We start from the raw sequence: 13,644 nt of genomic DNA, 5'->3' as shown, positions 1-13,644 counted from the left end.
TTATCGGCGCGCCAACATCCGCTAACGATTTACTATCTTTCGGCAACTCATCGCGGACTGGGGTGGTGATCATGGGCAAAGGCAGGGTCGAGGCATTCACCGACGGCGTGGTGGCGATCATCATCACCATCATGGTGCTGGAACTGAAGGTGCCGGAAGGCGAGGATTTTTCGGCGCTGCTGCCGCAGTGGCCGATCTTCCTGTGCTACGTGCTCTCCTTCATCAATGTCGGCATCTATTGGAACAATCTGCACAATATGTTCCACACCGTGCAGCGTGTCGACGGCCACGTGCTGTGGGCGAACCTGCATCTGTTGTTCTGGCTGTCCCTGATGCCGATGACGACCGCCTTCATGGGCGAGAACCATTTCGCCACGGTTCCCGTCGCGGTTTACGGTTTCGACCTTGTAATGTGTGCGACCGCCTACAGCATCCTGGTCATTGCGCTGCATCGGCTGCATGGGCCGGATACCGCATTCGCCAAGGCGATCGGCCGCGACCGCAAGGGAAGGATTTCGCTTGCCGCCTACATAGCGGCCGTTGGGCTGACCTTCCTCGACCGGTGGATCGGCGTCGCGCTCTATGTCGCCGTCGCCCTGGTCTGGCTGGTCCCGGACACGCGTTTTTCGCGCGTTCTCGAAAAATAGCTCTTTGTCCAGCGCAATTCCCTAGGGAAAGCGTTATGCGCTTTTCCCGGGAAAACTGCCTCACGCCTCTCCTGGAATTGCTTAACCGCGCATCGCCTTCAGCTTCTCCGCCACGGAAGCGGCAAGGTCGGCATAGCGCTCTTCCAGCCGCTCCGCCGCCTTGATGATCGAGAAATCATGGCCGAACTTCTCCAGCGCCATGCGCAGCTTCTCGACGAACTCCGCTTGTTTTTCCAATGCGGAGAACAAGGTTTTCACCTGGGCTTCGCTGATATCCGGGTTGGCCAGCATCTGTGGCACCTCGCGCCCCATCTGGTCGCCGGTGGCGGTCTGCTCCTTCAGAATTGCAACCCAATCCGTCAATCGCAAATCTCCCTTTTGGCATCGCAGCATGCGCAGCCACGACCGGACTGGTCAACCCGACAAGCCCGACGGCGGCTTGCACAAGCCCGTTCCGGCGCTAAGTTCGGCGCCATCGAAAAAGGAAAGCATCGCCGATGATCCCCGATACCGAGATCCAGACCGCCTTGCCCGCGCTTGGCCAAGGCAATACCGCCGTCATCACCGGTGCCGCCAGCGGCATTGGTCTTGCGGCGGCCAAACGGCTGGCGCTGATGGGCATGAAGATCGTGCTCGCCGACATTGGCGGCCCGCGCCTCGACGATGCCTCGCGAGTCGTTGCCGCGATTGCCGGCGACGACGCCGTGCTTGCCGTTGCATCGGACGTGTCGAAGGCCGATGAGGTGGATCGCTTGGCCGACCGGGCATTCGGCGCCTTCGGCGCCGTCTCGCTGCTGATGAACAATGCCGGCGTCGGCGACAACCCGGGAAAGCCCTGGGACAACCGCGACGGCTGGAAACGGCTGCTCGACATCAATTTCTGGGGCGTCGTGCATGGCGTCGAAGCTTTCGCGCCACGCATGCTCACGTCGGCCAAGCCGGGCCTGATCATCAACACCGGCTCCAAGCAAGGCATCACCACGCCGCCCGGCAACCTCGCCTACAACGTTTCCAAGGCCGGCGTGAAGACCTTTACCGAGGGCCTGGCGCATGCGCTGAGGAATGAGCCTGGCGCCCGCCTGTCGGCGCATCTGCTCATCCCCGGCTTCACCTATACCGGCCTGACCGAAGGCGCGACGGAAAAGCCGGCGGGAGCGTGGACCGGTGAGCAGGTGATTGATTTCATGCTGGAATCGCTGGTCAGGGGTGACTTCTACGTCCTGTGTCCCGACAATGAGGCCGCGCGGCCGCTGGACGAAAAGCGCATGGCCTGGGCGATCGGCGACATTATCGAAAACCGCCCTGCCTTGTCGCGCTGGCACCCCGACCACAAGGATGCGTTCGCGGCGTTCATGAAAGGCTGAGCCTCAAGCCACGCTCTTTTTCGCGCCCCGCTTCTGGGCAACCGCCTTCTTGGCTGCCATGGTGGCTATCTTCTCGTCGTGCCGCTTAGCCGCCCGCTCGCATTTGGCGCGGATCTCCTGGACCTCGGCTTCAGTCAGGTGCTCGATGCCGATGAAGGTGTTTTTGGCCGCGCTGACCCGTATCAGCTCATCGAGCTTGGCCTGGATCGCCGCGCCGTCGCGATTCTGGGTGTTCTGGATGAGAAACACCATCAGGAAGGTGATGATTGTCGTCCCGGTGTTGATCACCAGTTGCCAGGTGTCCGAGAACGCGAAGAGTGGCCCGCTTAGTCCCCAGACGATGACGATCAGGCAACAGAGTGCAAACGTGGGCGACAGGCCAGCAAGGTGAGCCACCCGGTTGGCGATTTTGGTGAAAAGCTTCTCGATCATGAACTCCCTCAGACAGCGCGGCTCCGTGCGGGCACAAGAGGAAACAACCAGCAGCCATTTCAGGTTCCCGCGGGCAAAAAATACAACCGATGCAATTAAATGCACGCGAAGCGCGCATTCGGCACAAAACACACCTTATCGGTTCAATGTCATGGTAGCCGCGCAGGCAAGAGCCTGTTCCTTCCGCTTTACAGCGGGTTACCTCCAGCCCCTTCCGCCGCGCCACCCCCGCATGGCGGAAGGGGTTTCATTCCGGAGAGCGTCAAGAATAGTTCCCTGCGCAGCCGTGACGGCGAGGCCCAAACCGTTCTCCGCGGGAGTTAAACGGCGTCGTTTTCCCAGCGGTCGAGGAAGGTTTCGATCGGCATTGCCTGCATGTCGGGAACCGCCCTGGCGAGTGTCTCGACCGGCCAGTCCCACCAGGCGAGAGCCTCGATGCGTGCCGCTATTTCAGGGGCAAAGCGCAGCCTGATCGGCTTCGCCGGCACGCCGGCGACGATCGTGTAGGACGGCACGTTCCGCGTCACCACCGCATTGGCGCCGATGACCGCGCCATTGCCGATGGCGATGCCAGGCAAGATGACCGCGCCGTGGCCGACCCAGACATCATTGCCGATGGTCACGGCCTTCGACCGCCGCCGGTCGCGAAACGCGGCATCGACACCCAGCCAGCGAAAATATTCGTTCGGCCGATAGCTGACCTTGTGCTGGGTCAGCCGCTCGATCGGATGTTCCAGCGCGTTGATGCGGCTGTTGGCGGCGATAGAACAGAATTTGCCGATCGTCGTATAGATCGCCTCGGCATGACGTTCGAAATAGGAGAAATCGCCGACGATGACCTCGCGCAGCACGACGCGTTCGCCGATCGCGGCGTAGCGGCCAAGCTTGCAGCCCTTCATCTCCGCCGTTGGATGGATGCGCGGCTCGGGGTCTTTCGCGACGAGATCTTCGGAACGGTCCATGCCGGCGGCTTTACGTCAGGTCGACTGGTCCCGCAAGCAGGAGCCGATCATCGTCAGAGTAGCACCAGGAAGAGTTCGCCCGCCTATTTCGGCTTGCTGTTGCTCCACACCACGTTCTGGCCGTAGAGCGGCACCGTCGTAACCGACATCTTGGCCGAGCCGTTCTGCACCTGGCGCGAGTGCGACAGATAGATCAGCGTCTCGTTCTTCTTGTCGTAGATGCGGTTCACCACCTGCTTCTTCCAGATCAGGCTGAGACCTTGCTTGAACACCTCCTCGCCGCCCTCGCTCATGTCGATGTCGCCGATGGTGATTGGCCCGGTCTGGCGGCACGAAATCGAGGAGTCGCTGGGATCCTCGAACCAATTGCCCTTGTGCAGGCGGTCGATCACGCTTCGGTCGAAATAGGAGACATGGCAGGTCACGCCATCCACCTTCGGGTCCTTGATCGCGTCGATGATGATGTCGTTGCCGACCCAGTCGACGCCGACCTTGCCGACTTCCTCGGCAACGGCGCTACCGGCGCCAAGCGCAACGCATGCCGCCAACGCGCCGCCGATCAGTTTCCGCCCAGTCAGTTTGAGCCCAATCAGTTCGAGCAAAGAAGCCTCCTCGGTTCGAGTTGCCGGTCTCAGGTGGGGCGGGCTGTGCGGCTTTGCAAGCAGATGTGGCAACACCACAGCGGTTGCGGCAACGCGGCACTTTGCCTGTGCGAGGCTGAACCGCTAAGACTGTGGCCGAACAAGGGGCACACGGCTTTGGCCGGCGCGCCATGACATTACAGACGGACTTTTCTGATGATGCGTTCTATCCTGGTCGGCATTCTCGTCCTGATGGCCGCCGGCATCGGCTGGCTGACCTTCGACTGGTATCGCGGCCACTATGGCGGCGAGCCGTTCGGTGCGGCGTTCACCCTGGTCGACCAGAAAGGCGCACCGATTACCGAGGCCGCTTTCCGGGGCCAGCCCAGCGTCGTCTTCTTCGGCTTCACCCATTGCCCTGAAGTCTGCCCGACCACGCTGTTCGAACTCTCCGGCTGGCTGAAGACGCTCGGCGACAACGGCAAGAACCTGCACGCCTATTTCGTCTCGGTCGATCCGGAGCGCGATACACCGCAGGTCATGAACGCCTATGTCAGCAATTTCTCCGACCGGATCACCGGCATTACCGGCGACCCTGACAAGGTCCATGCCATGGCCAAGGCATTCGGCATCTACTGGAAGAAGGTCGACACCGGCGACGGCGACTACACCATGGACCACACCGCCTCGGTGCTGCTGCTCAACGCCAAGGGCGACTTTGCCGGCACGATCGCCTATGGCGAGAGCGCCGACACCGCCGTGGAGAAGCTGAAGCGCCTCGCCGCGAACGGCTGACCAGAATTCACATGACCCAAACGCGGCTCCATTTCACCACCGGAAAGATCGAGGCCGAGCGCATCTTCGCGGCGCTCGAAACGTCCTTCGAGGATGAAGGCCTGCCGATCGCCGTGCTGGAGGTCGACGAAGACGCCGACATCCATGAGGTCTCGCTCTATGCCGATGGCGACGTCGACGCGGTTGAGGCGCGGCTGAAGGACATTCTCGCCGGCCTCGCCTTGTCGAGACCGGTCGAGCGCGAGGCGCTGCCCGACATCGACTGGGTGGCACGTTCCCTGGAAGGCCTGAAGCCGGTGCGCGCCGGCCGGTTCTTCGTCCATGGCGCGCACGACAGCAGGAAGCGCCATAGCGGCGAGCTCGCCATCGAGATCGAGGCGGGCCTTGCCTTCGGCACCGGCCATCACGGCACCACCGCCGGATGCCTCGAAATGCTGGAGAAAGTTGTGCGGCGCGAGCACCCGCGCAACGCGCTCGACCTCGGGACCGGCAGCGCGGTGCTGGCGATCGCCGTCGCCAAGCTGGCGCATATTCCGGTGCTGGCCACCGACATCGATCCGGTGGCGGTCAAGGTCGCCGCCGCCAATGCGCGGCTGAACCACGTCAAGGCGCTCATCGAGACGGTGACCGCGCCGGGCTTTCATCACCCGATCTTCGCCAGGCGCGCACCCTTCGACCTCATCGTCGCCAACATATTGGCGCGGCCGCTGATGCGGCTCGCGCCGCAAATGGCAGGGCATATCGCGCTTGGCGGCTCGATCGTGCTGTCAGGCATCCTGGACCGCCAGCGTGATGCGGTGGTATCGGCCTATGTCGGCCAGAATTTCCGCCATATCAGCACCTTACACCGCGAAGGCTGGGTGACGATCCACCTCAAGCGCTGAGGTCGGCAAAGCCATTGCCGATCAATGGTTGTCGGCAAGGCACCGCCAAGAGAATGCCGGCGCCGTCCCCTTCAGACCACGGCTGGACCAGCCCCATTTGGTTGTCAGCCAGGCAATGCTGTAGCAGGTTGCGCCAGCCGGAAATCGATTCCGATTTCCAGGCCCATGCGCTACGGTCAAGCTGATATCAGGAGGCCCATCATGTTCCAGACCTTCGATTCCGCGGGCGATCCGGCAGTCGGCAAGCCACGCGTGGCGTTGCTGCGCCAATGGCTCAGCGACAATGGCCTCGATGGCTTCATCGTTCCTCGCGCCGACGAGCACCAGGGCGAATACGTCGCCGATCGTTCTGCACGGCTGAAATGGCTGACCGGCTTCAGCGGCTCGGCCGGCGTCGCCGTCGTGCTGCGCGACCGCGCCTTCGTCTTTGTCGACGGGCGCTATACGCTGCAAGTGCGGGGCGAAGTCGACCTCGGCATCTTTTCGATCGAGAGCCTGGTCGACAATCCGCCCGCTGTCTGGCTCAGGGACAACATCGGCAAAGGGGCGCGGCTGGGCTTCGATCCCTGGCTGCACACGATCGGCGAGGTCAAGGCGCTGCAGGCCTCCGCCGACAAGACCGGCGCGGTGCTGGTGCCGTTAGACAGGAACCCGATCGACATCATCTGGAAGGATCAGCCCGCCGCACCCGTAACCCCGGTCGAACTGCACCCGATCGGCTTTGCCGGCGAGCTCGCCAAGGACAAGCTGGCGCGGCTGGCAACGGCGATCGGCAAGGACGGCGCCACCCATGCGGTGCTGACCGACCCCTCCTCTATCGCCTGGGCCTTCAATATTCGTGGCGGCGACGTCCCGCATACGCCGCTGGCGCTCGGCTTCGCCATTCTCGCCGCCGACGGATCGCACCAGCTTTTCATGGATCGACGCAAGTTCTCGCGTCAGGTGGCGGCCTACCTCACCCAGCTCGCCGATCCGCGTGAGCCCGGCGAATTCGAGGCCGCGATCGTGGCGCTTGCCAAAAGCGGCGCGAAAATCGCGCTCGATCCGGTGCTGGCGGCCGACCGTCTGCGCATGCTGGTCGAGGACAATGGCAGCACGGTGATTGCCGCGCCCGATCCCGCCCGTATTCCGCGCGCCACCAAAAACCAGGCCGAGATCAACGGCTCACGCGCCGCGCATCGCCGCGACGGCGCGGCGGTGGCCAAGCTTTTGTGCTGGCTCGACCGGAAGCAGCCCGGCTCCCTCGACGAGATCGCGGTCGTTGCCAGGCTCGAAGAGACCCGCCGGCAGACCGGCGAGGAAACCCAGATGCCGCTGCGCGACGTCTCCTTCGACACCATTTCCGGCGCCGGCCCGAACGGCGCCATCATGCATTACCGCGTCTCGCGCGCCACCAGCCGCAAGCTGCAGGCTGGTGAGCTGTTCCTGCTCGATTCCGGCGCGCAATACCAGGATGGGACCACTGACATCACCCGCACCGTACCAATCGGCCAGCCGACCGAGGAGATGCGCGAGCGCTTCACGCTGGTGCTGAAGGGCATGATCGGCATTTCGACGCTGCGCTTCCCCGCCGGCACGCGCGGCTCGGAGATCGATGCCGTCGCCCGCATGGCGTTGTGGAAGCATGGCTGCGATTTCGCCCATGGCACCGGCCATGGCGTCGGCTCGTACCTGGCCGTGCATGAGGGTCCGCAGCGCATCGCCCGCACCGGCACCGAAAAGCTGCTCGAGGGCATGATGCTGTCCAACGAGCCCGGCTATTACAAGGAAGGCTCCTACGGCATCCGCATCGAGAACCTCATCCTGGTGACGCCGGCCGAACAGATCGAGGGCGGCGACATCGCCATGCACGGCTTCGAGACGCTGACGCTCGCCCCGATCGACGTCAGGCTGGTGCGATCGGACTTGCTGACTCGTGACGAACTGCACTGGCTCGACACCTACCACGCCCGCGTGCTGTCCGAGATCGGTCCGATGCTCGACGGCGAAACGCTCGCCTGGCTGGAAAAGGCGACAGCACCGCTGCCGCATGATGCGAAGATTTGAATTTTGAGGCGCCAAGGGCGATGCGCCCTACCCCACGAACTGCCGTGCCAGGATCAGCGCCACCGCGCCCGCCAGAAACATCGCCATCAGCCCGCCACGCAGCGAAACCACCGCCGTGACGACCAGGGCTGCCCACTCCGCCGGTCCGGCATTCAGAAGCTCGGGCGCCACCAGCGTCGTCAGCACGGCAGCCGGCACGGCGTTGAGACCGGCTTCCACGCGCGGATGGATGTGATCGAAGCGGGAGATGACCAGATGGCCACCGATGCGCGTGAGATAGGTGGCGAACGCGCCGGCGATGATGATCCAGAATGTTGTGCTCATGACCTTGCCTCCACGCCGCTGTGGCGCGGCGGCAGAATGACGGCGAGCAGCACGCCGGCGACGGCGCCTATGGAGACGTGCCAGGGTGAACCCACCGTCTTGTAAGCGACGATCGAGGCGCAGGCACTGGCGACGACCACCGGCAACCACAAGGGGCGCTTGCGGAAGCCCATCACGAGGCCGAGGAAATAGATCGGCAGCAGGAAATCGATGCCCAGCGCATGGGTGTCCGGGATGAGCTTGCCGAACAGCGCGCCGAGCGCGCTTTCGACGATCCAGAACAGATAGACCGGCAGGCCAAGCCCCAGATACCAGGCGAAGCCGACCGTTTGTCCGGATTGCGCCCGCGCCTCCGCGACCGCGAATTGCGGGTCGGTGAGGATGAAATAGCCGAGAGCCTGCTGGATGACAGGCCAGTGCGCGATGCGCCGGCCGATGCCGGCGGAATAGAGCACGTGGCGGAAATTGACGGCGAAGATCGAGAGCACGACCAGCCACGGCGCGACATGCTGGCCGAACAGCTGGATGCCGACCATCTGGCTGGCGCCGCCATAGACCAGCGCGCTCATCAGGAAGGCTTCAAGGACCGAGAAGCCATTGTCGACGGCGAGCGCGCCGAACAGCACGGCGAACGGCGCCGACGCCACCACGACCGGCATGGAGAGCCGTACGCCCTGCCAGAAATCGCTTTTGCCGCCGCTCTCAGAAATCACGTCCGTCGCCATCGGCCACCCCTGATGCATGTCGCCCAAAACTGCGTAGCGCTTTGGGACAACGACATGCACGACAACAAAAGGAGTGGCGGTATTTAGGTGGCATGGGTTGCCGTGTCACACGAATTCGCTTGAGCCAAACGATCAGCGGAAATGATCGTCGACGCTTGCGTGGAAGCTCAGTCCTTCGCGGTCTTGCTCTCGATCGCCCTTCCCCAGTCGAGCAGCGGCTTGGCGCGCAAGGTGAAATCGACAAGTTCCTCGACCAGCTCCGGCCCGTGGATACCAGCCGGATCGATCGCGTGGCGGACGGCGAAATGCCGGTTGCGGATGGCAGCGACAAGATCCTCGTCGGCGACCTCTTCAAAGCCGCGCGGCGTGCGTTTCATGCCGCCTTCGGCATCGAGTTCGAGGCCATTTTTGTTCAACGCCTTCACCATGGCGCGAAACCGCTCGGGCCATGTCTCGATGGCCCGACGCATCGACAACAGCAGCGCGGCTTCCGGCTGCCACCAGGCGACGCCGGCGTAGCATCCCTCCAGCCCGATATGGACATAGAAGACGCCCTGCACCGCCTTGCTGCCGTCCGGCGACAGGATCGCCGAGACATGCCTGTTATAAGGCCGCTTGTCCTTGGCGAAGCGCACGTCGCGATTGATGCGAAACAACGACTTCTTGCGGTCGCCGCGCAGGCCGAGGCCGGCTTCCGCAAATCGCTGCGTAAGCGTCTCGACGAGATCGCCCAGTGGATCGCGCAATTCCTTTTCGAACAGTTCGCGGTTCTCCAGGAACCATTCGCGGCTCTGGTGGAAATCGAGCGCTTTCAGGAACGGAATGGCCTTGGGACCGAACCCTTTGAACGCTTCGCCCGTCACGACTTGCCGACCCGCTGCAGCCAGGTGTCCTCGTCGATGACTTCAACGCCGAGTTCGCTGGCAAGCTTGAGCTTGGAGCCCGCACCCGGTCCCGCCACCAGCAGATCGGTCTTGGCCGAAACCGACCCGGCCACCTTGGCGCCGAGACGTTCGGCCATCGCCTTGGCCTCGGAACGGGTCATCTTTTCCAGCGAGCCGGTAAAGACGATCGTCTTGCCGGCGACTTCGCTGTCGGCCGAGACGGTGACGATATACGGCTTCGGCTTGACCTGCTCCAGCAACTTCTCGAGCACCTCGTCGTTGCGCTCATTGCCGAAGAAATCGCGCAGCGCATCGATCACCGTATCGCCAATGCCATTGATCGATGGGAAGACGGTATGAGGATCCTCCGCCGCGGCCGTCTCCTTGCCGACCCGGATCAGCTCCTCGATGGTCGAGAATGTTCGCGCAAGCACGGCGGCCGTCGTCTCCCCTATATGGCGGATGCCGAGCGCGAAGATGAAGCGGTCGAGCTCCGGCTCGCGGCGCGAATCGATGGCCGCGAACAGCTTGTCGAGGCCTTCGTAATTGCGGTCCTCGACGCTGCGCACATTCTTGCGGGTCTTGCCGGATGCGGCCTCGCGCTGCCTGGCCTGCTCCTCGCGCCGCTCGGCCAGCGCCTTGGTTACGGCGGGGCGGCGCTCCCTGAGCGTGAAGATATCGGCGGCTGTCTTGATCAAACCCGCGTTGAAAAACGTGTCGATGTTCTCCGCGCCCAGGCCTTCGATATCCAGGGCGCCGCGCGACACGAAGTGGCGCAGCCCTTCCACGGCCTGCGCCGGGCAGATCAATTCGCCAGTGCAGCGGCGCCGCGAATCCTCCTTGCCGGTCTTCTCGTTGATCTCGCGCGTCGCCGGCGAGCCGCAGATCGGGCAAGAGTGCGGGAATTCGTATGGCATGGCATTGGGCGGACGCTTGTCGACGACGACACTGACGATCTGCGGGATGACATCCCCTGCCCGCTGGATCACGACCGTGTCGCCGATGCGCACGTCGATACCGTCGCGGATCGGCTGGCCGGTGCTGTCCAGGCCCTTGATATAGTCCTCATTGTGTAGCGTGACGTTTTCCACCACCACGCCGCCGACCGTCACCGGCGCCAGCCGCGCCACCGGCGCCAGCGTGCCGGTCCGGCCGACCTGGATGTCGATCCTCTGCACGGTCGTCATCGCCTGTTCGGCCGGGAATTTGTGCGCGACGGCCCAGCGCGGCTCACCGGTGACGAAGCCCCAGCGGCGCTGCAACTCCAGCTGGTCGACTTTGTAGACGACGCCGTCTATGTCATAGCCGAGCGACGAGCGCTGCTCCTCGATCCGGTGATAATGCGCGACCAGCTCCTCGACCGACTTCGCCCGCACCATCAGCGGACTGATCTTGAAACCCCAATCGGCGAATTTCTGCACCGCTTCGTACTGTGTTGGTGCCGGATCCGCCGTCGTGTAACCCCAGGCATAGGCAAAGAATTTGAGATTGCGGCTGGCGGTGACGGAGGCATCCTTCTGGCGCAGCGACCCGGCCGCCGTATTGCGCGGATTGACGTAATCCTGGCCACCGACAGCCGCCGAGCGCGCCTTGAGCGCCTCGAATTCCGCATAGGTCATGTAGACCTCGCCGCGTATCTCAATGATCTCGGGCCAGCCCGAACCTTTCAACCTTGCTGGGATGTCGGCGATGGTCCTGAGATTGCCGGTGATGTCCTCGCCGACAGCGCCGTCGCCGCGCGTCGCCCCCTGCACGAACACGCCTTTTTCGTAACGCAACGACGCCGACAGCCCGTCGATCTTCGGCTCGGCGGTGAAGGCGATGTCGAGGTCCTTGTCGCGGTCGAAGAAGCGCCGGCCGCGCTCGATGAAATCGGCAACGTCAGCGTCGGTATAGGCCTTGGCGAGGCTGAGCATCGGCACGGCGTGGCGCACCTTGGTGAAGCCTTCCGCCGGTGCGGCACCCACCCTGAGCGAGGGCGAATCCTCACGCACCAGCCCGGGAAAACGCTCCTCGATGGCAAGATTACGCCGCCGCAGAGCATCATACTCCGCGTCCGTGATAACAGGCGCGTCCTCGGCATGGTAGCGCCGGTCGTGACCGGCGATCTCCTCGGCAAGGCGCTGGAGTTCGGCTTCAGCCTCGCTTTCGCTGAGCGAATCGACAGGTTTTTCGGCCATGCTTTTTGTCCCTGAACGGTGGCGCGTCACCATAGAGCATGATCCGGAAAAGTGGGAACCGGTTTTCGGAAAAGATCATTCCTGAACAGCAGGATGGAGCCATATCCTGACTCGCCCCATGACGCCGGATAGTCTCATGCCGCGTTTGTATTCTCGCGCAGCAGCCGCTCGGCGGCGGCGCGCGCCTCGTCGGTGATCGTGGCACCGGCCAGCATGCGGGCGATCTCCTCCTGCCGCGCCGTCCTGTCCATCTCGGCAATCCCTGTCGCCACCCGGTCGGTGCTGCCCGATTTGGAGATCAGGAAATGTGTCGCCGCGCGCGCCGCAACTTGCGGCGCGTGGGTGACGGAAAGCACCTGGACGCGCTTCGACAGCCGCGCCAGCCGCTGGCCGATGGCGTCGGCCACCGCGCCGCCCACGCCGGTGTCGATTTCATCGAAAACCAGTGTCGGCGCCGAACCACGATCGGCCAGCGCCACTTTCAGCGCGAGCAGGAAGCGTGACAGCTCACCGCCGGACGCGACCTTCATCATCGGCCCGGGCCGCGTGCCGGGATTGGTGCGCACCCAGAACTCAATCTGGTCGATGCCCTCCTCCATGCGCGTCTCGGCCTCGCTCTTCATCTCGACGATGAAGGCCGCGCGTTCGAGCTTCAGCGCCGGCAGTTCGGCCATCACAGCCTTGGTCAGACCGACCGCCGCGGCATGGCGGAGCGAGGACAGCTGTGCGGCGGCGATGTCGTAGGTTTCGCGCGCGGCCGCCGCCTGCCTTTCCAGGCCGTGCAGGCGCTCCTCGCCGGCATCGAGATCGGCGAGATCGGCAACCATCGTGTCGCGCAGCTGCGCCAGATCGTCGACGGCGACGCTGTGCTTGCGCGACGCCGCGCGCAGCGAAAACAGCCGCTCTTCCGCTTTTTCCAGCCGCTGTGGATCATACTCCGTGGCCCGAAGCGCGGCCTCGACGCCCGATTGCGCCGCATCGAGCGACAACATCGCTTCATCCAGCGACTTGACCACGTCCTCGAGCAGGCCGGGCGCCTCCGTCGCCTTGCGCTGCAGCCGTCTCAGCAGGCTAGCCAGTTGCGGCAAGGGCGAGGACGGGCCCGACAGCACATCCTGCGCATCGTGGATTTCGGAGGCGATCTTCTCGGCGCGCATCATGTGGGCGCGCAGCTCCGCAAGTTCGGTTTCCTCGCCGGGCTGCGGATCGAGCTTGGTCAGTTCGGCGACCGCGGCGCGCAGATAATCGGCCTCGCGCGCGGCGGCCGCCACCTTGGCGCGATGGCGCGTCAGCTCCTGCTCGCAGGCGCGCCAGTGCCGCCATGCCTCGCCGGTCGAGCGGACGGCACCCAGATGGCCGCCGAAAGCATCGAGCACATCGCGGTGTGCGCCGGGATCGACCAAAGCGCGTTCATCATGCTGGCCGTGGATCTCGACCAGCGCGCGGCCGACGTCGCGCATCAGCGTCACACTGGACGGCTGGTCGTTGACGAACACACGGGTACGGCCGTCCGCCGTCTGCACGCGGCGCAGGATGACGTCGCCGTCATCCTCGATGGCGTTTTCGGCAAGCAGCGCGCGCACCGGATGGTTGCGCGGAACATCAAACACGGCAATGACCTGCCCCTGGGATGCGCCATGGCGCACTAGCGAGGCATCGCCGCGCGCGCCGAGCGCCAGCGACAGGGCGTCGAGCAGGATGGATTTGCCGGCGCCGGTTTCGCCGGTCAGCACGGAAAGACCAGGCTGGAAGTCGATGTCCAGCTTTTCGATCAGGACGATATCTCGGATCGACAGTCTGGAAAGCATGAGAAACCGGAC

General features: G+C 64.0%; 14 protein-coding genes. 5 read left to right on the top strand and 9 right to left on the bottom strand.

Annotation, left to right across the window (positions count from 1 at the left end; all coding sequences use genetic code 11):
• The first annotated feature begins 71 nt into the window (after positions 1-71).
• Positions 72-647 (top strand): TMEM175 family protein, encoded by a 576-nt coding sequence (locus tag FJ941_RS00855; RefSeq protein ID WP_140502445.1) that lies wholly within the window; start codon positions 72-74, stop codon positions 645-647.
• Between the two features lie 81 nt (positions 648-728).
• Here FJ941_RS00855 and FJ941_RS00850 read toward each other — a convergent pair whose 3' ends face one another.
• The gene (locus FJ941_RS00850) at positions 729-1,010 is read right to left on the bottom strand and encodes a hypothetical protein (RefSeq protein ID WP_023792142.1); all 282 of its coding nucleotides are present in this window, start codon (positions 1,008-1,010) and stop codon (positions 729-731) included.
• A 134-nt stretch (positions 1,011-1,144) separates the two neighbouring features.
• On the opposite strand from FJ941_RS00850, the gene FJ941_RS00845 reads away from it, so the two are divergent.
• On the top strand, positions 1,145-2,011 hold the full coding sequence (locus tag FJ941_RS00845) for an SDR family NAD(P)-dependent oxidoreductase (protein WP_140502443.1): 867 nt from the start codon (positions 1,145-1,147) through the stop codon (positions 2,009-2,011).
• A gap of 3 nt (positions 2,012-2,014) precedes the next feature.
• Here the strand turns inward: FJ941_RS00845 and FJ941_RS00840 are convergent, their stop codons facing one another.
• The 3 genes from FJ941_RS00840 to FJ941_RS00830 form a co-directional block, all read right to left on the bottom strand.
• Positions 2,015-2,443: a low affinity iron permease family protein gene (locus tag FJ941_RS00840; RefSeq protein WP_181165913.1), complete on the bottom strand. Its 429-nt coding sequence runs from the start codon at positions 2,441-2,443 to the stop codon at positions 2,015-2,017.
• A gap of 320 nt (positions 2,444-2,763) precedes the next feature.
• Positions 2,764-3,405, bottom strand: coding sequence for a DapH/DapD/GlmU-related protein (locus tag FJ941_RS00835; protein WP_140502442.1), 642 nt, complete (start codon positions 3,403-3,405; stop codon positions 2,764-2,766).
• An 83-nt stretch (positions 3,406-3,488) separates the two neighbouring features.
• Positions 3,489-4,007 (bottom strand): CreA family protein, encoded by a 519-nt coding sequence (locus FJ941_RS00830; RefSeq protein WP_140502441.1) that lies wholly within the window; start codon positions 4,005-4,007, stop codon positions 3,489-3,491.
• A gap of 195 nt (positions 4,008-4,202) precedes the next feature.
• On the opposite strand from FJ941_RS00830, the gene FJ941_RS00825 reads away from it, so the two are divergent.
• The 3 genes from FJ941_RS00825 (at position 4,203) to FJ941_RS00815 (ending at position 7,711) form a co-directional block, all read left to right on the top strand.
• Entirely contained in the window at positions 4,203-4,781 is a 579-nt protein-coding gene (locus FJ941_RS00825; protein ID WP_140502440.1) for an SCO family protein, read from the top strand.
• Between the two features lie 11 nt (positions 4,782-4,792).
• Positions 4,793-5,665 carry a 50S ribosomal protein L11 methyltransferase gene (locus tag FJ941_RS00820; RefSeq protein WP_140502438.1) on the top strand — a complete coding sequence of 291 codons (873 nt, stop codon included), beginning with the start codon at positions 4,793-4,795 and terminating at the stop codon, positions 5,663-5,665.
• A gap of 201 nt (positions 5,666-5,866) precedes the next feature.
• Positions 5,867-7,711, top strand: a complete 1,845-nt coding sequence (locus FJ941_RS00815; RefSeq protein ID WP_140502437.1) for an aminopeptidase P family protein — start codon at positions 5,867-5,869, stop codon at positions 7,709-7,711.
• A 27-nt stretch (positions 7,712-7,738) separates the two neighbouring features.
• On the opposite strand, the gene FJ941_RS00810 is transcribed toward FJ941_RS00815, so the two are convergent.
• The 5 genes from FJ941_RS00810 to recN all read right to left on the bottom strand — a co-directional run bounded on the left by FJ941_RS00810 (position 7,739) and on the right by recN (position 13,632).
• Entirely contained in the window at positions 7,739-8,035 is a 297-nt protein-coding gene (locus FJ941_RS00810) for an AzlD family protein (RefSeq protein WP_140502435.1), read from the bottom strand.
• A complete protein-coding gene (locus FJ941_RS00805) occupies positions 8,032-8,760 on the bottom strand; it encodes an AzlC family ABC transporter permease (protein ID WP_140502434.1) in 729 nt (242 codons plus the stop codon). Before FJ941_RS00805 ends, FJ941_RS00810 begins: the two co-directional genes overlap by 4 nt.
• 167 nt (positions 8,761-8,927) lie before the next feature.
• Complete coding sequence (locus FJ941_RS00800) at positions 8,928-9,623, bottom strand: TIGR02453 family protein (protein WP_140502433.1); 696 nt, start codon at positions 9,621-9,623, stop codon at positions 8,928-8,930.
• On the bottom strand, positions 9,620-11,824 hold the full coding sequence (ligA, locus tag FJ941_RS00795) for an NAD-dependent DNA ligase LigA (protein WP_140502432.1): 2,205 nt from the start codon (positions 11,822-11,824) through the stop codon (positions 9,620-9,622). The genes FJ941_RS00800 and ligA overlap by 4 nt, the downstream gene beginning before the upstream one ends.
• A 134-nt stretch (positions 11,825-11,958) precedes the next feature.
• Positions 11,959-13,632 (bottom strand): DNA repair protein RecN, encoded by a 1,674-nt coding sequence (gene recN / locus FJ941_RS00790; protein WP_140502430.1) that lies wholly within the window; start codon positions 13,630-13,632, stop codon positions 11,959-11,961.
• Positions 13,633-13,644 lie beyond the last annotated feature (12 nt).

This window comes from Mesorhizobium sp. B2-3-13, from assembly GCF_006442195.1.
Taxonomy (GTDB): domain Bacteria; phylum Pseudomonadota; class Alphaproteobacteria; order Rhizobiales; family Rhizobiaceae; genus Mesorhizobium; species Mesorhizobium salmacidum.
Note: the sequence above shows the minus strand (reverse complement) of the source record. Positions and strands in the feature narration are given on the sequence as shown.